At 45.0% G+C, this 24,656-nt stretch carries 25 protein-coding genes, 2 rRNA genes and 2 other annotated features (1 of these 29 only partly in view); all 27 genes read right to left on the minus strand.

The genetic code is table 11. From position 1 onward, the window contains the following. Positions 1 to 59: 59 nt before the first annotated feature. Positions 60 to 3,641 (minus strand): DNA-directed RNA polymerase subunit beta, encoded by a 3,582-nt coding sequence (gene rpoB / locus MJQ52_RS10870; RefSeq protein ID WP_003156440.1) that lies wholly within the window; start codon positions 3,639 to 3,641, stop codon positions 60 to 62. Between the two features lie 244 nt (positions 3,642 to 3,885). Further along, entirely contained in the window at positions 3,886 to 4,491 is a 606-nt protein-coding gene (locus tag MJQ52_RS10875; RefSeq protein WP_015388780.1) for a class I SAM-dependent methyltransferase, read from the minus strand. A 91-nt stretch (positions 4,492 to 4,582) separates the two neighbouring features. Beyond that, positions 4,583 to 4,954: a 50S ribosomal protein L7/L12 gene (gene rplL, locus MJQ52_RS10880; RefSeq protein WP_003156436.1), complete on the minus strand. Its 372-nt coding sequence runs from the start codon at positions 4,952 to 4,954 to the stop codon at positions 4,583 to 4,585. 41 nt (positions 4,955 to 4,995) lie between these two features. After that, complete coding sequence (gene rplJ, locus MJQ52_RS10885) at positions 4,996 to 5,496, minus strand: 50S ribosomal protein L10 (protein ID WP_003156433.1); 501 nt, start codon at positions 5,494 to 5,496, stop codon at positions 4,996 to 4,998. Between the two features lie 63 nt (positions 5,497 to 5,559). Next, positions 5,560 to 5,702: a sequence feature (ribosomal protein L10 leader region), on the minus strand. Positions 5,703 to 5,750: 48 nt separating this feature from the next. Further along, positions 5,751 to 6,449 carry a 50S ribosomal protein L1 gene (gene rplA / locus MJQ52_RS10890; RefSeq protein WP_003156431.1) on the minus strand — a complete coding sequence of 233 codons (699 nt, stop codon included), beginning with the start codon at positions 6,447 to 6,449 and terminating at the stop codon, positions 5,751 to 5,753. A 94-nt stretch (positions 6,450 to 6,543) separates the two neighbouring features. Further along, entirely contained in the window at positions 6,544 to 6,969 is a 426-nt protein-coding gene (rplK, locus tag MJQ52_RS10895; protein ID WP_003156430.1) for a 50S ribosomal protein L11, read from the minus strand. A 167-nt stretch (positions 6,970 to 7,136) separates the two neighbouring features. Beyond that, positions 7,137 to 7,670, minus strand: a complete 534-nt coding sequence (gene nusG, locus MJQ52_RS10900; RefSeq protein ID WP_003156423.1) for a transcription termination/antitermination protein NusG — start codon at positions 7,668 to 7,670, stop codon at positions 7,137 to 7,139. 164 nt (positions 7,671 to 7,834) lie between these two features. After that, on the minus strand, positions 7,835 to 8,014 hold the full coding sequence (secE, locus tag MJQ52_RS10905; RefSeq protein ID WP_003156422.1) for a preprotein translocase subunit SecE: 180 nt from the start codon (positions 8,012 to 8,014) through the stop codon (positions 7,835 to 7,837). 32 nt (positions 8,015 to 8,046) lie between these two features. Further along, complete coding sequence (rpmG, locus tag MJQ52_RS10910; RefSeq protein ID WP_003156421.1) at positions 8,047 to 8,196, minus strand: 50S ribosomal protein L33; 150 nt, start codon at positions 8,194 to 8,196, stop codon at positions 8,047 to 8,049. Between the two features lie 85 nt (positions 8,197 to 8,281). Beyond that, positions 8,282 to 8,938 carry an RNA polymerase sporulation sigma factor SigH gene (gene sigH, locus MJQ52_RS10915; protein ID WP_003156415.1) on the minus strand — a complete coding sequence of 219 codons (657 nt, stop codon included), beginning with the start codon at positions 8,936 to 8,938 and terminating at the stop codon, positions 8,282 to 8,284. A 62-nt stretch (positions 8,939 to 9,000) separates the two neighbouring features. Beyond that, positions 9,001 to 9,513 (minus strand): ribosome-dependent mRNA decay endonuclease Rae1/YacP, encoded by a 513-nt coding sequence (gene rae1, locus MJQ52_RS10920; RefSeq protein ID WP_003156414.1) that lies wholly within the window; start codon positions 9,511 to 9,513, stop codon positions 9,001 to 9,003. Positions 9,514 to 9,519: 6 nt separating this feature from the next. Beyond that, the gene (gene rlmB / locus MJQ52_RS10925) at positions 9,520 to 10,269 is read right to left on the minus strand and encodes a 23S rRNA (guanosine(2251)-2'-O)-methyltransferase RlmB (protein WP_003156413.1); all 750 of its coding nucleotides are present in this window, start codon (positions 10,267 to 10,269) and stop codon (positions 9,520 to 9,522) included. Then, positions 10,253 to 10,684, minus strand: coding sequence for a Mini-ribonuclease 3 (locus MJQ52_RS10930; protein WP_003156412.1), 432 nt, complete (start codon positions 10,682 to 10,684; stop codon positions 10,253 to 10,255). Before MJQ52_RS10930 ends, rlmB begins: the two co-directional genes overlap by 17 nt. A gap of 4 nt (positions 10,685 to 10,688) precedes the next feature. Beyond that, positions 10,689 to 12,089, minus strand: a complete 1,401-nt coding sequence (gene cysS, locus MJQ52_RS10935; protein WP_003156411.1) for a cysteine--tRNA ligase — start codon at positions 12,087 to 12,089, stop codon at positions 10,689 to 10,691. Beyond that, positions 12,086 to 12,739 (minus strand): serine O-acetyltransferase, encoded by a 654-nt coding sequence (gene cysE / locus MJQ52_RS10940; protein WP_003156410.1) that lies wholly within the window; start codon positions 12,737 to 12,739, stop codon positions 12,086 to 12,088. The genes cysS and cysE overlap by 4 nt, the downstream gene beginning before the upstream one ends. Before the next feature lie 74 nt (positions 12,740 to 12,813). Beyond that, positions 12,814 to 13,047: a binding site (T-box leader), on the minus strand. A 2-nt stretch (positions 13,048 to 13,049) separates the two neighbouring features. Continuing rightward, positions 13,050 to 14,501 (minus strand): glutamate--tRNA ligase, encoded by a 1,452-nt coding sequence (gene gltX, locus MJQ52_RS10945; RefSeq protein WP_015388783.1) that lies wholly within the window; start codon positions 14,499 to 14,501, stop codon positions 13,050 to 13,052. A gap of 91 nt (positions 14,502 to 14,592) precedes the next feature. Then, a complete protein-coding gene (gene ispF / locus MJQ52_RS10950; protein ID WP_003156407.1) occupies positions 14,593 to 15,069 on the minus strand; it encodes a 2-C-methyl-D-erythritol 2,4-cyclodiphosphate synthase in 477 nt (158 codons plus the stop codon). Next, positions 15,062 to 15,760, minus strand: coding sequence for a 2-C-methyl-D-erythritol 4-phosphate cytidylyltransferase (ispD, locus tag MJQ52_RS10955; RefSeq protein ID WP_003156405.1), 699 nt, complete (start codon positions 15,758 to 15,760; stop codon positions 15,062 to 15,064). The genes ispF and ispD overlap by 8 nt, the downstream gene beginning before the upstream one ends. A 12-nt stretch (positions 15,761 to 15,772) precedes the next feature. Beyond that, the gene (locus MJQ52_RS10960; RefSeq protein WP_003156403.1) at positions 15,773 to 16,873 is read right to left on the minus strand and encodes a PIN/TRAM domain-containing protein; all 1,101 of its coding nucleotides are present in this window, start codon (positions 16,871 to 16,873) and stop codon (positions 15,773 to 15,775) included. A gap of 113 nt (positions 16,874 to 16,986) precedes the next feature. Then, on the minus strand, positions 16,987 to 18,069 hold the full coding sequence (gene disA, locus MJQ52_RS10965; protein WP_003156401.1) for a DNA integrity scanning diadenylate cyclase DisA: 1,083 nt from the start codon (positions 18,067 to 18,069) through the stop codon (positions 16,987 to 16,989). 3 nt (positions 18,070 to 18,072) lie between these two features. After that, positions 18,073 to 19,452 carry a DNA repair protein RadA gene (gene radA, locus MJQ52_RS10970; protein ID WP_014304212.1) on the minus strand — a complete coding sequence of 460 codons (1,380 nt, stop codon included), beginning with the start codon at positions 19,450 to 19,452 and terminating at the stop codon, positions 18,073 to 18,075. A gap of 93 nt (positions 19,453 to 19,545) precedes the next feature. Beyond that, positions 19,546 to 21,978, minus strand: coding sequence for an ATP-dependent protease ATP-binding subunit ClpC (clpC, locus tag MJQ52_RS10975; RefSeq protein WP_007410388.1), 2,433 nt, complete (start codon positions 21,976 to 21,978; stop codon positions 19,546 to 19,548). Beyond that, positions 21,975 to 23,066, minus strand: coding sequence for a protein arginine kinase (locus tag MJQ52_RS10980; RefSeq protein WP_003156398.1), 1,092 nt, complete (start codon positions 23,064 to 23,066; stop codon positions 21,975 to 21,977). The genes clpC and MJQ52_RS10980 overlap by 4 nt, the downstream gene beginning before the upstream one ends. Continuing rightward, the gene (locus MJQ52_RS10985) at positions 23,066 to 23,623 is read right to left on the minus strand and encodes a UvrB/UvrC motif-containing protein (RefSeq protein WP_003156397.1); all 558 of its coding nucleotides are present in this window, start codon (positions 23,621 to 23,623) and stop codon (positions 23,066 to 23,068) included. Before MJQ52_RS10985 ends, MJQ52_RS10980 begins: the two co-directional genes overlap by 1 nt. 13 nt (positions 23,624 to 23,636) lie before the next feature. Then, positions 23,637 to 24,101 carry a transcriptional regulator CtsR gene (gene ctsR, locus MJQ52_RS10990; RefSeq protein WP_003156396.1) on the minus strand — a complete coding sequence of 155 codons (465 nt, stop codon included), beginning with the start codon at positions 24,099 to 24,101 and terminating at the stop codon, positions 23,637 to 23,639. 227 nt (positions 24,102 to 24,328) lie between these two features. Continuing rightward, positions 24,329 to 24,444: ribosomal RNA gene (gene rrf, locus MJQ52_RS10995) — 5S ribosomal RNA — on the minus strand. Positions 24,445 to 24,494: 50 nt separating this feature from the next. Beyond that, positions 24,495 to 24,656, minus strand: a 23S ribosomal RNA gene (locus MJQ52_RS11000); it runs 2,768 nt beyond the window's last position.

The raw sequence follows: 24,656 nt of genomic DNA on the forward strand, positions 1-24,656 counted from the left end.
GCCTACCTCCCTTTTTATCTTCGGATTAACCGATGTCACTTGCCTTTATCAATCAGAGACTATTCTTTCGTTACTGCGTCACGTTCAACGTCTGGAGATGCTGTTTCTTCCGGCGCTTCATCACCTGATAATGCAAGGCCGTCAGCCTGTTTCGCATCTTCCTCGTCTTCTAGATCTCTCATTTCTATTTCTTCTTCATCGCCTGAGAGGATTTTTACGTCCATACCTAAGCTTTGAAGCTCTTTGATCAATACTTTGAATGATTCCGGAACACCAGGCTCTGGAACATTGTCGCCTTTGACGATGGCTTCATATGTTTTCACACGTCCGACCACGTCATCAGACTTCACAGTCAGGATTTCTTGAAGCGTGTAAGCTGCGCCGTAAGCTTCAAGCGCCCAAACCTCCATCTCACCGAAACGCTGTCCGCCGAATTGGGCTTTACCGCCGAGAGGCTGCTGCGTAACAAGTGAGTAAGGACCTGTAGAACGGGCATGAAGTTTATCATCAACCATGTGCGCCAGTTTGATCATGTACATGATTCCGACAGATACACGGTTGTCGAACGGTTCTCCCGTACGGCCGTCATAAAGAACTGTTTTAGCGTCTCTTGACATGCCTGCTTCTTCAAGTGTTTCCCACACATCTTCTTCACGCGCGCCGTCAAATACAGGTGACGCGATGTGAATGCCGAGGTAGCGGGCAGCCATACCCATGTGAAGTTCTAATACCTGACCGATATTCATACGTGATGGTACACCCAGCGGGTTAAGCATGATATCGATCGGCGTGCCGTCAGGAAGGTAAGGCATATCTTCTTCAGGAAGAATCTTCGAGATAACCCCTTTGTTTCCGTGACGTCCGGCCATTTTATCACCTTCAGAAATCTTACGTTTCTGAACGATATATACGCGTACAAGCTGGTTCACTCCCGGAGGAAGTTCGTCGCCGTCTTCACGGTTGAAGACTTTTACGTCGTGGATAATTCCGCCGCCGCCGTGAGGCACACGGAGAGAAGTATCACGGACTTCACGCGCTTTTTCTCCAAAGATCGCATGAAGAAGGCGTTCTTCAGCCGTAAGCTCAGTTACACCTTTAGGCGTTACTTTACCTACGAGAAGGTCTCCGTCGTTGACTTCCGCGCCGATACGGATAATTCCGCGGTCATCAAGGTTGCGAAGCGCGTCTTCCCCTACGTTTGGAATATCGCGGGTGATCTCTTCCGGTCCAAGCTTTGTATCACGTGCTTCTGATTCATATTCTTCAATGTGAATAGATGTGTATACATCATCTTTCACAAGGCGTTCACTCATGATGATGGCATCCTCATAGTTGTAACCGTCCCATGTCATGAAGCCGACCATTACGTTGCGGCCGAGAGCAAGTTCACCAAGCTCCATTGAAGGTCCGTCAGCAAGGATTTCTCCTTTGACTACTTCATCGCCGACACTGACGATCGGACGCTGGTTGTAGCACGTACCTTGGTTGGAGCGGACGAATTTCAGCAAGCTGTACTTATCCAGGTTGCCTTTTACTTTTTGACCGTCAATTTCTTCATAGCGGCGCACCCATACGTTTTTCGCTTCCACCCGTTCTACGATACCAGGGTGTTTACAAATAACGGCTGCACCGGAGTCTTTACCGGATACGTATTCCATACCCGTTCCGACGATCGGAGCTTCCGGCTGCATCAAAGGCACAGCCTGACGCTGCATGTTCGCTCCCATGAGGGCGCGGTTCGAGTCATCGTTTTCCAAGAACGGAATACATGCTGTCGCAGCAGATACAACCTGTTTAGGAGATACGTCCATGTAATCCACGCGGTTGCGGGCTACAACGGTGTTTTCCCCTCTGAAACGCGCTACGATGCTGTCATCCAAGAAAGAACCGTCATCGCTCAGCTTAGCATTCGCTTGGGCTACGACATAGTTATCCTCTTCATCAGCAGTCAGGTAGTCGATTCTAGGCGTTACTTTTCCTGTTTCAGGATCAACGCGGCGGTATGGCGTCTCAATGAAACCAAAGCGGTTTACTTTCGCAAATGATGACAATGAGTTGATCAAACCGATGTTAGGGCCCTCAGGCGTTTCAATCGGACACATACGGCCGTAGTGAGAGTAGTGAACGTCACGTACTTCCATACCTGCGCGCTCACGTGTCAAACCGCCCGGTCCGAGAGCTGACAGACGGCGTTTGTGCGTCAATTCAGCAAGCGGGTTCGTCTGATCCATGAATTGAGAAAGCTGTGAGCTTCCGAAGAACTCTTTAATAGACGCAATAACAGGTCTGATGTTAATCAGCTGCTGCGGCGTAATTGTATTCGTGTCTTGAATAGACATTCTTTCACGTACGACACGTTCCATCCGGCTTAAACCGATACGGAATTGGTTTTGCAGGAGCTCACCTACAGAACGCAGACGGCGGTTTCCGAGATGGTCGATATCATCAGTGTCGCCCACTCCGTGCAGGAGGTTGAAGAAGTAGCTGATAGAAGAAATAATATCAGCAGGCGTAATGTTTTTAATCGCCTCTTCGATGTAAGCATTGCCGATCACATTGATCGTCTGCTCTCCTTCTGCATCAGTAGGAGCATAGATTTTAATGGATTGAAGCATCACTTCATCCTCGACAACGCCGCCGTTAGGATAAAGCTTTCTGAAGCCGATTCCATTTTCTAAGTATGGCAGTACTTTATCAAGTGTTCTTCTGTCAAGAATCTGCCCTTTTTCAGCGAGAATTTCACCAGTTTCCGGATCCACCAGTGTTTCTGCAAGGCGCTGGTTAAACAGGCGGTTCTTGATATGAAGCTTTTTATTAATTTTATAGCGTCCTACATTCGCAAGGTCGTATCGCTTCGGATCGAAGAAACGGGAATCCAGCAAGCTTTTTGCGTTTTCTACTGTAGGCGGCTCTCCGGGACGAAGGCGCTCATAGATTTCAAGAAGCGCTTTGTCACTGTTTTCGGTGTTGTCCTTATCCAGTGTATTGCGGAGATATTCGTTCTCACCAATGAGATCGAGAATCTCTTGGTCGGAACCGAAGCCGAGAGCACGCAAAAGAACCGTAACCGGCAACTTACGTGTGCGATCAATGCGGACATACACAACATCTTTCGCATCAGTTTCGTATTCTAACCATGCGCCACGGTTTGGAATGACAGTCGCGGTAAAACCTTTTTTACCGTTTTTGTCTACTTTACCACTGAAATATACACTTGGAGACCGAACAAGCTGAGATACGATAACACGTTCTGCACCGTTGATGATAAAAGTACCGGTATCTGTCATAATAGGGAAATCACCCATGAAGACATCCTGGTCTTTTACCTCTCCAGTTTCTTTGTTAATTAAACGAACCTTCACTCTTAGCGGAGCTGAGTAAGTCACATCACGTTCTTTTGACTCTTCAACGGGATACTTAGGATCTCCTAAACTGTAGTCAATGAACTCTAGAGAGAGGTTACCAGTGAAATCCTCAATTGGTGATATGTCTTGAAACATCTCTCTAAGACCCTCATCAAGAAACCACTGATAAGAAGAGGTTTGAATTTCAATGAGATTTGGTAATTCTAACACTTCGCTAATGCGAGCATAGCTTCTGCGCTGGCGGTGTCGTCCATACTGAACTAGTTGACCTGTCAACTGATTCACCCCTCAAATCATGCGTATTATATGTGTAATAAGCATCTCTTACGATAAAGAAATACTTTTACAAGACAAAAGAAAAAAGGGTTTCTAATTAAGAAAACCACATCCAAAAACAAATACCGATTTTATTAGCATTTCCATGTTTGTATAATTTATACATGCACTATGATTATTTGAGCATATCATGCAAAATATATACATTGGCATTTTACAATATTAACATAGCTGAAAATTCAAGTCAAACTTTTTTTGCTTTTATGATATAATAGCCTTTCTTTTTTTGAACCACAGAAACTTCGTCAAAAAGCTCCTTCAGTTTTTCAATGGCAGAAGGCCCGCCCTGTTTTTTCTGTATAACGATCCACAATTCACCTGAAGCCCTTAAATGCTCAGCGCTTTTTTCAAAAATGGCATGGACAACTTTTTTTCCGGCGCGGATTGGGGGGTTTGTAATAATAGAAGCAAATGTTTGAGCAGAATCAATATTTGAAAATAAATCACTCTGATAAATCCGAACGTTTTTTATTCCGTTTTTTTCTGCATTTTCATTTGACAGCTCTACGGCTCTTTCATTCACGTCAATCATGTGCACGGTCCGGTCTGTAAATGCACCGGCGAGCGACAGACCGATCGGGCCGTAACCGCAGCCTGCATCCAGGAAGTCACCATCGATCTCCGGCTCTTCAAACGCTTCAATTAAGACACGCGAACCGAAATCAACTTCCTTTTTCGAGAAAACGCCGCTGTCACTTGTGAATGTATAAGATCTGTTCCGCAGTGTAAATGACCATGTCTGTTTATCGCTTTTAACTGAAGGTTTTTCTGAATAATAGTGTTCACTCATTATTAGAACCTCCTTTTTTAATTGCACTTAAAGAAAAGCAAAGAAAAAGCCCGCCTCATAAAAGCGAGCTTCCCCTACAGGCAAGTGAAGATTACTTAACTTCTACAGAAGCGCCAACTTCTTCAAGTTTAGCTTTAAGCTCTTCAGCTTCTTCTTTCGCAATACCTTCTTTAAGTGGTTTTGGAGTGTTGTCAACAAGTTCTTTAGCTTCTTTCAAGCCAAGACCAGTGATTTCACGAACAACTTTGATAACTTTGATTTTCTGAGAACCTGCACCAGCAAGGATAAGGTCGAATTCGCTTTGCTCTTCAGCAGCGCCGCCAGCAGCAGCTCCGCCAGCTACAGCTACAGGAGCAGCAGCAGTTACGCCAAATTCTTCTTCGATTGCTTTTACTAGGTCGTTCAATTCAAGTACAGTTGCTTCTTTAACGGAAGCAATGATTTCTTCGATATTTAAAGCCATTTGAAATTCCTCCATTTGTTTTATTTTAGGGTAAAATCAGATTAAGCGCCTTGTTCTTCCTTTTGGTCTGCAACTGCTTTAGCCGCAAGTGCAAGGTTGCGAACTGGAGCTTGAAGTACGCTAAGCAACATAGAAAGTAAGCCATCGCGTGAAGGAAGTTCAGCAAGAGCTTTCACTTCTTCAACAGAAGATACTTTTCCTTCGATAACGCCCGCTTTGATTTCCAGAGCTTCGTGATTTTTCGCGAACTCGTTAAGAACTTTTGCCGGAGCGACAACATCTTCAGTACTGAATGCGATCGCATTCGGTCCAGTTAAGACATCATTCAAACCATCAAGTTCAGCTTGTTCAACCGCACGGCGAGTCATTGTGTTTTTGTACACTTTGAACTCTACGTTAGCTTCGCGAAGCTGTTTACGGAGTTCAGTTACTTCAGAAACGTTAAGTCCGCGGTAGTCAACGATGATCGTTGATTTGCTTTCTTTCAGTTTAGAAGCAATCTCTTCAACAACAACTTTTTTTGTATCAATTGCGCTGCTCATGGTTACACCTCCTGTAGATTTTGTGTAACACTTATACCGCTAGGTGATCACGACTGTGACGACGATTTCATATAAAAAGCCTCCATGTGGACATGGAGGCTGTATATACAAGCATACGTAACGTAATAGCTGTGATATATATACACCTCGGCAGGATATTAAGCCTCAACGGCCCCTGCTGTCTACGGTATAAATGACATATTATATTTTACAACATTTTGAATCATATCAGAATGCTGATCTAAAGTCAAATATTATTTTACGTTGAAAGTAGAAGCGTCTACTTTGACACCAGGGCCCATAGTAGAAGTAACGGCAACGTTTTTCACGTAAACACCTTTAGCCGCAGCCGGTTTTGCTTTCAGGATTGTATCATACATTGTTGTGAAGTTCTCAACAAGTTTTTCATCCTCGAAAGAAACTTTTCCGATCGGAACATGGATGTTACCAGCTTTGTCAACGCGGTATTCTACTTTACCAGCTTTGATTTCGCCGATTGCTTTTTCTACTTCGAATGTAACAGTTCCTGTTTTAGGGTTTGGCATAAGACCTTTTGGTCCAAGCACACGGCCGATTTTACCGACTTCACCCATCATGTCAGGAGTCGCAACGATTACATCGAATTCGAACCAGCCTTGCTGGATTTTCGCGATGTAATCAGAATCGCCGACGTAGTCTGCACCGGCAGCTTCAGCTTCTTTTGCTTTTTCGCCTTTAGCGAATACAAGCACGCGCTGAGTTTTACCAGTTCCGTTAGGAAGTACAACTGCACCGCGGATTTGCTGATCGTTTTTACGAGGGTCAACCCCTAAACGAAAAGCAACTTCAACTGTAGCGTCGAATTTAGCTGTGTTTGTTTTTTTAGTAAGCGCCACTGCTTCAGCGACGTCGTAAGCTTTCGCACGGTCTACAAGCTTCGCAGCTTCAACGTACTTTTTACCTTTTTTAGCCATTTTAAAATTTCCTCCTTATGTGGTTATAGCGGAATAACCTCCCACGAATAAGGGTTGCGAACTTGTGAAAACTCGCAACCCGACAAGAAACAAATTAATCCTCGATAACGATACCCATACTGCGGGCAGTACCTTCAACCATGCGCATTGCCGCTTCAACGTCTGCTGCGTTTAAGTCAGGCATTTTCGTTTCAGCGATTTCGCGAACCTTATCGCGCTTAACGGTTGCCACTTTATTACGGTTTGGTTCACCAGAACCAGACTCAATTCCAGCTGCTTTTTTAAGCAATACTGCAGCAGGCGGAGTTTTTGTAATAAATGTAAATGAACGGTCTTCGTAAACCGAAATTTCAACAGGAATGATTAAACCAGCTTGGTCAGCTGTACGAGCGTTAAACTCCTTACAGAATCCCATGATATTTACACCGGCTTGACCTAGTGCAGGTCCAACTGGCGGCGCTGGGTTAGCTTTTCCAGCAGGAATTTGCAATTTTACAACTTTTACTACTTTTTTAGCCACGAGACACACCTCCTTAAGTCCGTGATGTGGTAATAGGGTAAACCCTCCCACTCAAGGTTTCATTCTTTATATGAATGACGAAATATCAAGCTAGCTGCCTTGGATTAGTCCAAGACGTACCTTTGCTATATTATCATTAATATATAGCAATTTCAAGTTTTTTCACATTACAATTTGTCGATCTGGGTAAATTCCAGCTCAACCGGCGTTTCACGGCCGAACATGTTAACGAATACTTTCACTTTGCTCTTATCATAATCAATCTCTTCAATTGATCCTGTAAAGTTGGCGAAAGGTCCGTCTATGACTTTGACTGTCTCATTCAATTCAAAATCAATGTCGGTTTTCCGCTCATCCATGCCCATGCGTTTTAAGATGGTTTCCGCTTCGCCAGGAAGAAGCGGAGTCGGCTTTGAGCCTGAACCGGCTGATCCGACGAATCCGGTAACGCCCGGCGTGTTGCGGACCACATACCAGGAATCATCAGTCATGACGATTTCAACAAGCACATAACCCGGGAACACTTTCTTTTTGACTACTTTTTTCTTGCCGTTCTTAATATCAGTCTCTTCCTCTTCAGGGACGACAACGCGGAAAATTTTATCCTGCATTCCCATTGATTCCACACGTTTTTCAAGGTTCGCTTTTACTTTGTTTTCATAACCGGAATACGTATGAACAACATACCAATTCTTTTCCATTCTATCAGGACTCTGCAGTCCTTCCCTCCCCGCATTTAAAAATGAAGTGTAAAACAAAAAATAGGCTCAGAGCCTATGAATCCTTTTTTCAACACAATAAAAAACCCGCTGAACGGGTTTTGGCAAACGATATTATGATCTATTATAGCACGTATTGCTGATCATTATTCAACTATTAAACGAATTAATTGAGAAATTCCTGTATCAAGGAGGGCAAAAAAGATAACAAAAAAGATAACCGTTGAAATCACCGTGATCGTATAGCGCGTTAACTCTTTGCCTTTAGGCCAGCTAACCTTTTTCATTTCTTTCCCAACATCTTTAAAGAAACTCATCATGCGCATGTAAAAGACCTCCACAATTTAAAAAGCGAACACTATTTTGTTTCTAAATGAGCTGTATGTGAATTGCAAGTGCTGCAGTACTTCTTAACTTCTAACCGCTCAGCCGCTGATGCAGAGCTTTTCATTGTCGTATAATTACGATTTCCGCATGTTTTGCATGCCAGCGTAATCTTTTTTCTCATGTCGTTACACCTTTTCCTAAACAATCATTTATCTTAATAAAATAGCACAGTCAGAAAAATTCTGTCAATATGACACAGAAACCCGCTACAGACTGATTTCTCTTATTTCCAAATACTTTTCAAGCTTGCGCTTCACGCGCTGCAGGGCATTATCGATTGATTTTACGTGTCGGTTTAAATCATCTGAAATTTCCTGGTAACTTCTTCCGTCCAAGTACAGAACAAGCACCTTTCTCTCCAGATCGCTCAGCAGTTCTCCCATTTTCATTTCGATATCATCAAATTCTTCCTGATTAATAATCATCTCTTCAGGATTTAACGTTTTAGCGCCTGAAATGACATCAAGCAGTGTTCTGTCAGATTCTTCATCAAAAATAGGTTTGTCTAAAGAAACATAGGAATTTAAAGGAATGTGTTTCTGACGGGTAGCTGTCTTTATTGCGGTAATAATCTGGCGGGTAATGCATAATTCTGCAAAAGCTTTAAATGAAGTAAGCTTGTCCTCTCTAAAGTCTCGGATAGACTTATATAAGCCTATCATCCCTTCCTGTACAATATCTTCTCTGTCGGCCCCTATTAAAAAATAAGACCTTGCTTTCGCCCGTACAAAATTACGGTACTTCGTAATCAAGTAATCTAACGCATCACTGTCCCCAACATGAACCTTTTCAATGACCTGCTCGTCCTCCAACTGGCAAAATTGCACTTTGTTGAACTTTCCCTTGCTGTTCTGTAGATTCACTGCGATCCCCCCGGCGCACGTAGATAGAAATATTATACATTAATGGGCGAAAAAGCGTCAACCTAATCCAGACCGCCTCGGCGCCACTTTTCAAACGTTTTCAAAACCTCTTCGGACAGCTCGATTTTCCCCGGTGGTTTTTCAGAAGTGATCTTTGAAACCCGCCTTTGAATCCGCCGTTCTATCGTATCCACTTCCCTCAGAAGCTCCCGGGCGGATTTGCGGAGAGCCCCCTGTCCGAAAATCGCCCACTGCTCCGTATAATCGGAGGTTGCGACATGAATCTGTGTCGCAATATTATTCAGTGCCTGGGCAAGCTTCTCGATCCGCTCATCCGCCGTCTCATTCTCCCGTGTAAAAATCACTTCGACTCTGTGATTCGTTTGTTTTTTCTCTATGCCTTTTACCAGATGTGCGTCAAACACCACAATGACTCTGATTCCCGTGTAGGACTGATACTCCGCCATCTTCTGGATCAGTACATCTCTCGCTTCTTCAAAACTGTTCGCTTTTAAATCCTTTAGCTGCGGCCAAGCTCCAATCATGTTGTATCCGTCTACTAACAGGATGTCCATCTGTCTTCATTCCCCTAAAGGATTGCGCTTCCGGTAGACTTCATACATGAGAAGGCCGGCCGCTACCGACGCATTCAGAGACGTGACTTTTCCGGCCATCGGAAGTTTAATGAGAAAATCACATTTCTCTTTCACAAGCCGGCCCATTCCTCTGCCTTCGCTTCCGATAACGAGCGCCAAAGGCATCTTGCCGTCCATAGAGCGGTAGTCTTCCCGGGCGGATGCATCCGTTCCGACGACCCAAATCCCCCGCTCCTTCATTTCATCAAGTGTCCGGGCAAGGTTGGTCACCTTCACGACGGGGATGTGTTCAATCGCACCGGTCGAAGCTTTTGCGACCGTCGACGTCAGTCCGACCGCTCTGCGTTTCGGAATCACAATGCCGTGTGCACCGACAGCGTCAGCCGTTCTCATGATGGAACCGAGATTATGAGGGTCTTCCAGCTCGTCCAATATGAGAAAGAAAGGCTGTTCGTTTCTCTCTTCCGCTCTTTTATATAATTCGTCTAATTGTGCATATTCATATGCCGCCACCTGGGCGACGACACCCTGATGCTGCCCTTCCACCATCTGATCGAGTTTTTTCCTCGGTACAAATTGAATGGTGACGCCGCGCTTTTTAGCAAGCTCCATAACTTGCTGCGCCTGTCCTTTTACTGTGTTTTCCGCCATCCATAACTTATACAGCTTGCGATCTGACTTTAACGTCTCAATCACAGCGTTTTTTCCTATGACGTAATCATGTTGCTGACTCATTTGTTTTCCTCCCTGACGTCCCGACTTGTATAGCCTCAGCAATCAGCTGATTCAGTCTTTCTTCTCTTTTCTCAAGAAAAAGGTATCCGAGTAAAGCCTCAAAAGCTGTACTATGGCGGTACGTCTGTACATCTGTGTTTTTAGGCGTCGTCCCTGATTTCGCGTTTCTGCCTCTTCTCAGCACGGCTTCCTCTTCCTCCGTGAAAAAGGATTCGTCCTGAAGGCGGAACAATATGTCTGCCTGTGATTTTGCCGATACAATCCGGCTCGCCTTCTTATGAAGGTCATTCGGTTTCGTAAAGCCCTGCTTAAGCAGGTGATGCCGGACGTATATTTCAAAAATGGCATCACCCATATAAGCGAGCGCAAGACCGTTTAACTGCTTTGAATCTTTGATTTGTTCAAATTGAAGCATCCGCTTATTCTCCCCGCTTCCAGCGAGTTCCCTGGGCCGTATCTTCAAGAATGATATTCATGCTTTTCAGCTGATCGCGAATCTGGTCTGACAAAGCAAAATCGCGATTGCGGCGGGCTTCATTTCTCTTCTCAATCAACTCTTCAATCTCTTCGTCGACAAGCTCTTCTTCGCCGAGCGTAAGTCCGAGAACAGATCCGATTCTGTCAAACATGCTGATAAAGGCTTTAATCACGTGATCCGCCGTATTGTCTTCCTGCATGTAGTAATTGGCGAGCTTCGCCAGATCAAACCAAACGGAAATCGCATTCGCCGTATTAAAATCATCATCCATTGCTTCTTCAAACGCAGTGCGGTGCTCTTCGATTTTAGCGAGCCATTCCTCATCATTGTCAGTCAGATTCGTGCTGCTAATCAAACGATGGTTTAAATTACTGTATGCCGTCTTCAGGCGGTTAAACGCGTTTTTTGTTTTCTCAAGCAGCTCTTCCGAATAGTTGATCGGGTGGCGGTAATGAACGGACAGCATGAAAAATCTCAAAAGCTGCGGGTCATATTGCTTAATGATATCGTGCACCAAAACAAAGTTGCCGAGCGATTTTGACATTTTCTCATTATCGATATTGATATATCCGTTATGAAGCCAGTATTTTGCGAATGTCTTGCCTGTTAATGCTTCAGATTGCGCGATTTCGTTTTCATGGTGCGGGAATGTCAGGTCCTGACCGCCGGCGTGAATATCGATTTCGTCACCCAAATACTTTTTCACCATTGCGGAGCATTCAATATGCCAGCCCGGGCGGCCTTTTCCCCAAGGGCTATCCCATGAAATTTCTCCGTCCTTAGCAGCTTTCCAAAGCGCAAAGTCCAGCGCATCCTCTTTCTTCTCGCCGACACGGATACGCGCGCCTGATCTGAGTTCATCAATTGATTGCTGAGATAGCTTGCCGTAGCCTTCGAAGGCCCTTGTTTTGAAATAGACGTCGCCTTCTGATTCATAAGCGTAACCTTTTTTAATCAGCTCGCTGACAAATTCAATAATGGCGTCCATGTTTTCCATGACCCGGGGGTGAAGATCCGCTTTCCGGCATCCGAGGGCGCCCACGTCTTCAAAATACGCTTTAATGAACCGTTCAGAAACGGTCGGGACGTCCTCGCCGAGCTCGTTGGCCGCCTTAATCAGTTTGTCGTCAACATCGGTGAAATTCGATACGTATTGAACATCGTATCCTTTATACTCCAAATAGTTGCGTACGGTATCATACACAATCGCCGGACGGGCGTTTCCGATATGAATATAGTTGTATACAGTCGGTCCGCACACGTACATTTTTACTTTGCCTTCCTCAAGAGGAACGAATGTTTCTTTTTTCCGTGTCAATGTATTATAAAGTGTAATGGTCATTTTTGGTTGATCCTTTCTTTTTTATCTTCCAGTTCAGCCTGCAGTTCAAAAATCTGCTGCTCCAATGCTCTAAACCGGTCAGCAACCGGATCGGGCAAGTCTTGGTGATTGAGATCGCGTTTGATTTTTCTTCCGTTCTGAATGACGACTTTCCCCGGTATGCCGACAACGGTCGAAAAGTCGGGAACATCACGAAGCACAACGGAGCCGGCCCCTACTTTAGAACCCTGCCCGACCGTAATAGAGCCGAGCACCTTCGCTCCGGTTGCAATTAAAGCATCATCTTTTATGGTCGGATGCCGCTTTCCCTTTTCTTTTCCCGTCCCACCAAGAGTGACACCTTGGAATACCGTCACGTTATTGCCGATTTCACATGTTTCCCCTATGACGACCCCCATACCGTGATCAATGAAAAACCTTCTCCCGATGGTCGCGCCGGGATGGATTTCAATTCCGGTAAAGAAACGGGCAATCTGTGATATCAGGCGCGCCAGGAAGAAAAATCTCCGTTTATATAAAGCATGTGCAATCCGATGCGCCCATATAGCATGTAAACCAGAATAAGTTAAAACAACTTCGAAATAGCTTCTTGCTGCCGGATCTTGATCGAACACTGTATCTATGTCTTCTTTTAGCATTTTAAAAAACACATGCTTCCCCCCATTCTCTCCCCGCTCCAGTCTGTTTTTCCGCCTATAAAAAAAGCGCCTCTGCATGTAAACATGACAGAGACGCTTTTACCGCGCGGTTCCACTCTGTTTGAAAAACAAGTCACTGTTTTCCCAACTTAAAAGCCGGTAACGGCGGCGGCCGCCTTTAAATACTGATTTCCGCAGAAATGTTCTTCAAAGGTCTTAAGGGCGCACTTCTAAAACATGACGCATGAATCTCTCTCAGCCGACGAAGATTCTTTCTGTAATGGTCATTGTTTTATACTCTTCCCTGTCAACAATCGTATATTTAAATGCTTTTCAGGCGTCTGACGGCTGTTTCTCTGCCGATCAGCTCAATGGCCTGCGGAAGCTCCGGACCGTGTGTCTGACCGGTAACCGCTACACGAATCGGCATGAACAGCTTTTTGCCTTTATGGCCTGTTTCTTTCTGAACAGCTTTGATTGAGGCTTTGATCAGCTCAGGCGTAAATTCTTCAAGCTCTTCAAGCTTCGCAGCAAATACGCTGAGCACTTCAGGCACCTGTTCTTCTTCCAGAACGGCTTTTGCCTCTTGATTATACTCGATCTCATCTTTAAAGAACAAATCAGTCAGCTCGACAATTTCAGCGCCGTAGCTCAATTGCTCATGGTAAAGAGAGATTAATTTACGAACCCATTCCTGTTCTTCGGCAGAAAGCTCAGTGCCGACTTTTCCTGCTTTTTGCAGGTGCGGCAGGGTCAGCTCAACCACTTGATCAAGATCCAGCGCTTTGACGTATTGGTTGTTGACCCATTTCAGTTTATGCATATCAAACAGAGCCGGTGACTTAGACAAACGATTTACATCAAAAATTTCAATGAATTGTTCTCTTGTGAAAAGCTCTTCTTCACCGACGGGAGACCAGCCGAGAAGTCCGATAAAGTTAAACAGCGCTTCAGGCAGGTAACCCAGCTCATCATACTGCTCAATAAACTGGATAATTGATTCATCACGTTTACTTAATTTTTTGCGGCTTTCGTTTACGATAAGCGTCATATGTCCGAAGACAGGAATATCCCAGCCGAATGCCTGGAAAATCATGATCTGTTTCGGTGTATTTGAAATGTGATCCTCACCGCGGAGCACGTGCGTCATTTTCATTAAGTAATCGTCAATCGCGACAGCAAAGTTATACGTCGGTGTTCCGTCTTTTTTGACGATGACAAAGTCGCCGATGCCGTCTGATTCAAAAGAAATCTCGCCTTTTACGATATCGTTAAATGCGATGATTTTCCCTTCCGGCACGCGGAAACGGATGCTCGGCTGTCTGCCTTCGGCTAAAAACTGCTCCTGCTCTTCCTGAGTCAGGTTTCTGTGTTTGCCGGAATAGCGCGGCATTTCCCCACGGGCGATTTGCTCTTCACGTTCTTTCTCAAGTTCTTCTTCCGTACAGAAACATTTATAAGCAAGCCCTTTTTCAAGAAGCTCTTCATAGTACTCTTTGTAAATGTCGTTACGCTCAGACTGGCGGTACGGGCCGTATTCTCCGCCGACATCCACACTTTCATCCCAGTCCATGCCGAGCCATTTCAAATAGTTGAGCTGGCTTTGCTCTCCGCCTTCAATATTTCGCTTTTTGTCCGTATCCTCAATCCGGATAATAAACTTTCCGCCTTGGCTGCGGGCAAATAAATAGTTAAAAAGCGCCGTTCTGGCGTTACCGATATGCAAATGTCCGGTCGGACTCGGTGCATAACGAACGCGTACTTCATTTCCCATGTTCAAATACTTCCTTTCATCTCGTCTGTAGCCTCTAGCCGAATATATGTATCTATTCTACCACCAAATAGACCCGGCATCAAAACAATGATCAGGCTTTTTGAATCAGAACGGTTGCCTGAGCGGCAATTCCTTCGGCTCTTCCGGTAAACCCGAGCTTTTCAGTCGTCGTCGCTTTTACGTTTACTTGAGAGACGTCCGCCTCAAGGCCTTCCGCTATCCGTTTTCTCATAGCATCAATATGCGGCGCCATTTTCGGCTTTTGCGCAATAATCGTGCAGTCTATATTTCCGAGTACGTACCCTTTTTCTTTTACAATGTTCCAGACATGCTGAAGCAGCTTAAAAGAATCCGCATCCTTGAATTCCGGATCAGTATCCGGGAAATGCTTGCCGATATCTCCTTCACCTGCCGCTCCAAGACACGCGTCTGCGACTGTATGCAGCAATACATCAGCATCTGAATGTCCGAGCAGTCCCTTTTCATAAGGAATTTCAATTCCGCCGATGATGAGCGGACGGCCTTCCGTTAATTGATGCACATCAAATCCTTGTCCGATTCTAAACATTATGATTCCCACTTTCCGCTTTCATGATTGCTTCCGCAAATATCAGGTCATCCGGCGTTGTCAGCTTAATATTGGTATAGCTGCCTTCAACGATACTCACCTGATATCCATCAAGACGCTCGACGAGGCTGGCGTCATCCGTACCTAAGAAGCCTTTGTTTTCCGCTTCCATATGCGCCGTCTTCAATAAAGAAAGACGAAAAGCTTGCGGCGTTTGAACGGCCCACAAGCTTGAACGATCAAAGGTCTCCGCAGCCCGGGAGCCTTCCGCCCGTTTTATCGTGTCTTTCACAGGAACAGCCAGGACAGCCGCTCCCGCCTCCTCTGCTGTTTCAACGAGCTTATCGATATGCTGATGAGTGACAAACGGGCGCGCTCCGTCATGAACAAGCACGACCGATTCCTTATCAATCACTTTCAGTCCTTCGTATACACTGTGCTGACGCTCCGCACCTCCGGTAACAAGCTCAATTTCCGTCTGAATCGGAAATTGGGCCAGCAGCTGGCGAAAATCTTCCCGTTCACTCTCGTTTATCACCAGGATTATTTTCTGACAGGGTGCGTGGCTTTCAAAAACCCGCAGTGTGTGTATAATAACGGGCGCACCTTTTAAGCTGATGAACAGCTTATTTTTCCCGGCCTTCATCCGTTTTCCTTGTCCGGCAGCCGGAATAACGACAACATACTCCATATGAACTCCCTCTTAAAGAGCTTTCTCAAGCAGCTTGGGCTTGGCAAAAATCATTCGTCCCGCCGCTGTCTGCAGTACGCTGGTTACGAGCACATCAATATGTTTCCCTATATAATTGCGGCCTTCTTCCACAACAATCATTGTGCCGTCATCTAAGTAAGCCACACCTTGATTATGCTCTTTCCCGTCCTTAATCACCTGCACATTCATCTCTTCGCCCGGAAGCACAACCGGCTTCACCGCGTTTGCAAGGTCATTAATATTCAGTACCGCAACCTTTTGAAGCTCGCATACTTTATTTAAATTAAAATCATTCGTCACAACGACACCGGATGTCAGCTTCGCAAGTTTGACAAGCTTGCTGTCAACCTCCTGAATGTCTTCGAAGTCGCCTTCATAAATTTCAACCGTAATATCCAGTTCCTTTTGAATGCGATTCAAGATATCCAGTCCGCGGCGTCCTCTGTTACGTTTTAAAACATCTGAAGAATCAGCGATATGCTGTAATTCCTCCAGCACAAATTGAGGAATGACAATGACGCCTTCTAAAAAGCCCGTCTGACAAATATCTGCAATTCTCCCATCAATAATAACACTTGTATCCAAGATTTTCAGCCTTTTATCCTGTTCTTCCTGCTCCTCATCAGCACTTCCCTTTTTCTTCTGCATTCTTGCAGAAATGGAGAAAAGACTGATCAGTTCATCCTTTTTCTTAAATCCGACTTGGAATCCCAGATAACCGAGAAAGAAAGCCAGAAAGACCGGAATGATGGTGCTGAATATACGGTACGGAATATTGTCCAGCGGAATCACGTTTACAATGAGGTATGCGATGATAAGTCCAAAAACCAATCCGAGACTCCCGAATAACAGATCCGGCACCGGAGCTCTCAGCAAAGAATCTTCAATCCATTTTACCCAATTAATCACATATTCTGTCGTCCATATACTGATGAGAAAAAAGATAATAGCACCAATTGCAGCAGACGTATATGCGTTTGTTATTAAAGGTATGTCCTGTATATTTGACAGCACAAACAATTCAGGTATTAAAAAGATACCGACAACGCCGCCCACAATAATGAAGAACGCCTGAACTATTCGTTTTAACATACCTCCACCTCCTTTTAAGTAGCATTTTTTCAGCAGACTGTCAGAGCCTACAAATTCAGAATAAACAAAAACTAACAATAATATACCCGGATTCCGACAGGTTTAAGCGATACTTAAAGCTGTCTATCTATATAGTGTTTTTCCTGAAGGCGTTTTAAGCCTTTTTTGATTTTTTGGGCGCGCACTTCGCCGATACCCTCGACATCATCAAGCTCTTCTACAGTGGCTTCCGTTATGCTTGGCAAAAATCCGAACGCCTCAACCACATTTTCAACAATCGGCATCGGCAGACGCGGAATTTTGTTCAGCAGCCTGTAGCCTCTCGGGAGCACATAATCATCAAGATTCGTAGAAGCCGGGTATCCAAGCAGTTTAAACAGAATGGAATCATCCAGCAGATCATAGCTGGACATATCCTGGAGCTCTTTTAACAGCACGAACGGATCTTTGATTTTTTCTTTGACATAGTCTTTGATGAAAAGTGCCGCCTCTTCTTCCATGTCCGTAATCAGTTCAATCACCTGCAGACGGATTAAGTGGCCTTCCGTTCCGAGTTCTTTAATATACATATTGATTTCATTTTTTATTCGGAGCACCATTTCATACCGATGCATGACAGACAGCACGTCACTGAATGTCACAAGCTCCTCAAACTCTAATGCGTTTAGAGCCGTAATTGTTTTGTCTAAAATGGTTTTATACTTCTCGAGCGTTTGAATGGCCTGATTTGCCTTTGTTAAAATAAAACCTATGTCCTTTAGTGTGTACTTCATGCTGTCCTGATATAACGTAATGACATTTCTGCGCTCAGAAATGGCGATGACGAGACAGCCGGTCTGCTTCGCCACCCGTTCCGCCGTACGGTGCCTCATTCCCGTTTCTGAAGAAGAAATGGTCGCCTCCGGCATAAGCTGCGTATTCGCATAAAGAATTTTCTGGCCGGAATCACTTAAAATAATGGCACCGTCCATTTTGGCCAGCTCGTATAAGTGAGCGGGCGCAAATGATGTATTAATATGAAAACCGCCATCCACGACTTGCTTTACCTTATCATTGTATCCGACAACAATCAGGCCGCCTGTATTTGCCCGAAGTACATTCTCTATCCCGGCTCTGAGCGGGGTGCCCGGTGCAACGAACTGCAGAATTGCAGACAGGTCAAGCTCTTGTTTCGCCCCTTTTTTCTCTTTTTCCATCTATTATGATCCTCCTAATGAAGTACGAAGCGCTTCTGCAACATTTGCTACTCCGACAACCTCAATCCCTTTTGGTATTGTCCACCCGTCTGCATTCGCCTCAGGTATGATCATGCGCTTGAAGCCGAGTTTCGCCGCTTCTTTTACGCGCTGTTCGATTCTTGACACCCTGCGGACTTCTCCTGTCAGTCCCACTTCACCGATAAAGCAATCTGCGGGATTCGGCGGTGTATCTCTGAAGCTTGAGGCAATGCTGACGGCTACTGCCAAATCAATCGCCGGTTCATCCAGTTTGACCCCGCCGGCGACTTTTAAATATGCATCTTGATTTTGAAGCAAAAGACCCACCCGCTTCTCAAGCACAGCCATAATTAACGATACCCTGTTGTGGTCAATGCCTGTAGCCATGCGGCGCGGGTTTCCAAAACTGGTCGGTGATATGAGCGCCTGGATTTCAACCAGAATCGGTCTCGTTCCTTCCATTGACGCAACGATACTCGAACCCGATGCCCCGGCAGAACGCTCTTCCAAGAAAATTTCAGAAGGGTTGAGCACTTCCGTAAGCCCCTCTTCCCGCATTTCAAAGATGCCCATTTCATTTGTTGAGCCGAAACGGTTTTTTACGGCCCGCAAAATACGGAATGTATGATGCCGCTCTCCTTCAAAGTATAGAACGGTATCGACCATGTGCTCAAGCAATCTCGGCCCTGCGATCGATCCTTCTTTTGTGACGTGTCCGACGATAAAAATAGGTATGCCGTTTGTTTTCGCGATTTTCATCAATTCGGCCGTACACTCTCTTACTTGTGATACACTGCCGGGAGCTGAGGTGATATCACTTTGGTAAACGGTCTGAATGGAGTCTACGACAACAAATGCGGGTTTCATCTCTTGTATAGCAGACGAAATATACTCCATATCGGTTTCAGATAAAACATGTAACATTTGGCTGTTGATGCCAAGTCTGTCGGCGCGCAGCTTCGTTTGCTTCACGGATTCTTCCCCTGAAATGTAAAGCACGCTGCCGGCCGTATCTGCTAATTGTGCGGATACTTGGAGAAGGAGCGTGGATTTTCCGATCCCGGGATCGCCGCCGATCAATACTAACGAGCCTTTCACAACGCCGCCGCCAAGCACTCTGTTGAATTCTTCGAGCTTTGTTTGAACGCGGGGTTCTTCTGATGTTTCAATTGATGTAATGGGTGATGGTTTCTGGACGGTTTGAACGGAGTGGGAGAAAGCCGCCCGCCGATTCGCCGGCGCTTTTTTTATGGTTTCTTCCACCATTGTATTCCAAGCCCCGCAGCCCGGGCACTTTCCCATCCATTTTGCGGATTCATAACCGCATGAGTGGCAGATGAATTTTGTTTTTGATTTAGCCATATATGTTGTAAGACCTCTTCCTTATCAAATATTTCTCTATATAACAAAGTGAGGCATACACTCGCTTACGTATGCCTCATGTTTGTCACTATATTAGTTCGTTTTAGCAGTTGTTTTTACGACAAATTCGCCGTCCTCAACATCAAGAACAATGTGCTGGCCTTTATCAATATTGCCTCTGAGGAGTTCTTCTGATAACCGGTCCTCCACATGCTTTTGAATCGCTCTTCTTAACGGACGTGCGCCGTATTCCAAATCGACGCCCTCTTCTGCTACTTTTGCTTTTGCAGCATCCGTCAGCTCGATAGAGAGATCTTGTTCTTTCAGACGTTTTGTTAACTGATCAGACATAAGCGACACGATGTCTGTAAGATGTTTTTTCTCAAGGGAGTGGAAGACGATAATTTCGTCAATCCGGTTGATAAACTCAGGTCTGAAGGCACGCTTCAGCTCTCCCATGACTTTGTCTTTCATGTCTTTATGGTTTTGTGATTCATCCTGGACATTGAAGCCCACATATTTGTTGCGCTTCAGCTCGCTCGCCCCGACGTTTGACGTCATAATCAGGATCGTGTTGCGGAAATCCACAGTGCGTCCTTTTGAATCAGTCAAGCGTCCGTCTTCAAGCACTTGCAGGAGAATGTTAAACACATCAGGGTGCGCTTTTTCAATTTCATCAAGCAATACGACAGAGTAAGGTTTTCTTCTCACTTTTTCTGTCAGCTGGCCGCCTTCATCATAGCCGACATATCCGGGAGGAGAACCGACAAGGCGTGAAGTCGAGTGTTTCTCCATGTATTCGGACATATCCACTCTGATCATCGCTTCCTCATCACCGAAAATGGATTCCGCCAGCGCTCTTGCCAGCTCTGTCTTCCCAACGCCTGTAGGGCCTAAGAAGATGAATGAACCAATCGGACGTTTCGGGTCCTTCAGTCCGGCTCTTGCACGTCTGACAGCCTTTGCAACGGCTACAACGGCTTCATCCTGGCCGATGACGCGGGAATGCAGAATGCTTTCCATATTGAGAAGCTTATCTGTTTCCGTTTGGGCAATTTTAGATACGGGAACCCCGGTCCAGCTGGATACAACCATCGCGATATCCTCTACAGAAACTTCGGAGTTCTCCTGGCCTTGTTTTTCTTTCCACGTTTTTTTCGTGTCTTCCACCTGTTCTCTCAGGCGCTGCTCTGTATCACGAAGGGAAGCCGCTTTTTCAAACTCCTGGCTCTGAACGGCAGCGTCTTTTTCCTTGCGAACTTCATCGAGTTTCTGCTCAAGCTCTTTTAAGTTCGGAGGGGTTGTGAAAGAACGGAGACGCACTTTTGAACCGGCTTCATCAATTAAATCGATCGCTTTATCCGGAAGGAAGCGGTCAGAAATATAACGGTCGGACAATTTAACCGCGGCTTCGATCGCTTCATCGGTAATGGATACGCGGTGATGCGCTTCATAGCGGTCACGGAGCCCTTTTAAAATTTGAATGCTTTCATCGGCTGACGGCTGATCCACCTGAATCGGCTGGAAACGGCGCTCGAGAGCCGCGTCTTTTTCGATATATTTACGGTATTCATCAAGCGTTGTGGCACCGATGCATTGAAGCTCTCCGCGGGCCAGTGAAGGTTTTAAGATATTCGATGCATCAATCGCACCTTCTGCTCCCCCCGCTCCGATCAGTGTATGCAGTTCGTCAATGAATAAAATAATATTGCCGGCCTGACGTATTTCATCCATTACTTTTTTCAAGCGGTCTTCAAATTCTCCGCGGTATTTCGTACCGGCTACAACCGTACCCATGTCTAATGTCATTACGCGTTTATCACGTAATATTTCCGGCACTTCATTATTGATGATCTGCTGTGCAAGGCCTTCAGCAATCGCAGTTTTACCTACACCCGGTTCTCCGATAAGAACGGGATTATTTTTCGTTCTGCGGCTTAATACCTCAATAACACGCTGAATTTCTTTGCTTCGCCCGATAACCGGATCAAGACTGTCTTCCTTCGCAATCGCAGTTAAATCACGCGCCAGACTGTCAAGCGTCGGCGTGTTTGCATTGCTGTTGGTACCGGATGCAGAAGATCCCGTCTCATTGCTTCCCAGAAGCTGCAGCACTTGCTGTCTCGCTTTATTCAAGCTGACACCGAGATTATTCAGAACCCTCGCCGCCACGCCTTCTCCTTCACGAATCAGTCCGAGAAGTATGTGTTCTGTTCCCACATAAGAATGTCCTAGCTTTCTGGCTTCATCCATGCTGAGCTCAATGACTTTTTTTGCTCTTGGCGTATAATGAATCGTTTGAGACATTTCCTGTCCCCGTCCGATTAAGCTCTCCACTTCTTTCTGAATTTTATCCGAACCGAGTCCGAGTGCTTGGAGTGCTTTAGCCGCAATCCCTTCTCCTTCACGAACCAGACCTAATAAGATATGTTCAGTTCCAATATTGTTATGGCCTAAGCGCAGTGCTTCTTCCTGTGCCAGTGCCAATACCTTTTGAGCTCGCTCTGTAAACCTTCCAAACATCATATCGAATCATCCTCCTGTCTATTTGCACTCATTTCTAAATGCAGCCTTTCCCTGATAAGAGCCGCTCTTCTCGCGTCTCTTTCGTTCGGCCGTAATGCACCGCCCGAATATTGCTGGAGAAAACCCGGCTGTGTCAAAATCATCAGTTCATTAAGTATATTGCTTGATAGCCCTTTGATGATCCCAAGGTCTATCCCCAGCCGAACGTCAGAAAGGCATTTCGCCGTTTCCTTTGATTCAATCATACGGCAGTTGGATAAAACGCCGTAAGATCTGAATACCCGGTCCTCCAATTCAATTTTCGAAGTTTGGTAAAGCGCTTCTCTGGCTGAACGTTCCTGCTCAATCAGCTGGGCAGCCACACTGTTTAAATCATCTACAATGTCCTGTTCTGATTTTCCGAGTGTGATTTGATTTGAAATTTGAAAGATATTTCCTAATGCTTCGCTGCCTTCACCGTAAATTCCTCTAACAACTAAGCCTAATTGGTTAATTGCCGGTATAATTCGATTCATTTGCCTAGTTAATACAAGACCCGGCAAATGCATCATGACTGAAGCCCTTAGTCCCGTCCCTACATTTGTAGGACAGCTTGTTAAGTACCCTCTCTTCTCTCCAAAGGCGTAATCCACTTTCTCCTCAATCCAGTCATCAACCTGGTTTGCCGCTTTTATGGCGTTGAGAAGCTGGAAGCCGGGGAAGAGGCATTGAATTCTGATATGATCTTCTTCATTTAACATAATGCTGACTTCTTCATTTTCAGAAAGCAGACAGCCGCCAAAAGGAGATTCCGTTAAATTCGGGCTGATCAGATGTTTCTCCATCAGCACCCGTTTTTCCAAAGGCTGAGCTTCACTCATTCTGATTAAATGAAATTGACCGATATCAGGCAGTTCCTTACCTGAAAAATGATCTTCGAATTGCTGAATGATGGATGAGGCTTCTTCATTCGTATACCGGGCGGGAAACTTTATATTTTCAAAGTTTCGGGCCAATCGTATACGGCTGCTGAGTACAATGTCACTTTCAGGTCCCTTTTGCTTCATCCAATTGCTTAGTGCGTCCTGAATAAAATGCTTGAGCGACATTACCCTTGTTCCCCCTCACTGTCTGTACTTTTTAATTCCTGCTCTAACGATCGGATCTGATCCCTGACCTCCGCTGCTCTTTCAAACTCCTCGTGGTGTATTAAAGATTCAAGTTCTTTTTTTAACATTTCCATTTGCCGTCTTACATGCAGGTTTCCGCCTATTCGTTTTGGAATTTTCCCGGCATGCACCGTATTCCCGCTGTGAACTTTTCGCAAGATCGGCGTAATTTGGCTGTAGAACGTATCGTAACATTCCGCACAGCCGAAACGCCCTGTTTTTCTCAGCTGCTGAAACGTCATACCGCATTTCTTACAAGCTGTCCCTTGCTCTGAGTAGCCGAACATTTGAGAACCGGTGTTTTGAAATGAGGACTCCATATTCAGCAGCCCTGATAATAAATTATGAATCGAGAACCCTTGGTTTCCACTTATACTGTATGAATCGCTATTTTCTTTTGCACATTGTTCACAAATATGAACTTCTTGCTTTTCTCCATTAACAACTTTCGTAAAGTGAAAAGTGGCCGGTCTCTCATTGCATTCTTGACAAATCAATCTTTTCACCCGCTTACTTTAGTTTTAAAGATGTGAGCATTGCTTTCATCATTCTGGCTCTTAGTTCATCCCGTTCGGGCAAATCAATATATAGAACTGAACGATCCATTACACTCACCATCATTTTAGCTTCTCTTTCCGAAATAACTCCGTCCTCTAACAGTCTGAGAATAATGTCATCAGAGGCTGCCTGGGACAAGTGGGTATGGATCTGCGAAATAATATTATTGATGAGGACGACTTCGTTATTCATTTTAATTTTGATAATACGAATATAACCGCCGCCTCCCCGTTTACTTTCAACAATATATCCTCTTTCACTTGTAAATCTGGTGTTGATGACATAATTTATTTGGGAAGGAACACATTGAAATTTATCAGCGATTTCACTGCGTTTGATCTCTAAAATTTCTTTGCCATTTTGATCTAATACTTGTTTCAAGTACTGTTCAATGATGTCAGAAATATTATGTCCCACTCAACCCCCTCCTTTATTGACTTTGACTATATTTGACTTTAATCTTACTATAAGGTGTTTCGCAAAATTTTTCAACTGTATCGCTCTATCTCTATTATTTCCACTTTGCACAAGCATAAAACCTGCTTTTGCAAAAAGGCATATCGTTACGTTTCTCATATTATATAACGTATGCAGAAAAACACAAAAAAGGCAGCTCATGATGAGCTGCCTTTACCGAAATAATAGCTTGGCGGCGTCCTACTCTCACAGGGGGAAACCCCCGACTACCATCGGCGCTGAAGAGCTTAACTTCCGTGTTCGGCATGGGAACGGGTGTGACCTCTTCGCTATCGCCACCAAACCATTGAGAGTGTTCTCTCAAAACTAGATAACAGTAAGCATACATTCAAATTGGTTAAGTCCTCGATCGATTAGTATCTGTCAGCTCCATGTGTCGCCACACTTCCACCTCAGACCTATCAACCTGATCATCTTTCAGGGATCTTACTTCCTTGCGGAATGGGAAATCTCATCTTGAGGGGGGCTTCATGCTTAGATGCTTTCAGCACTTAT

Source organism: Bacillus sp. jun7 (assembly GCF_051034795.1).
GTDB lineage: Bacteria > Bacillota > Bacilli > Bacillales > Bacillaceae > Bacillus > Bacillus velezensis.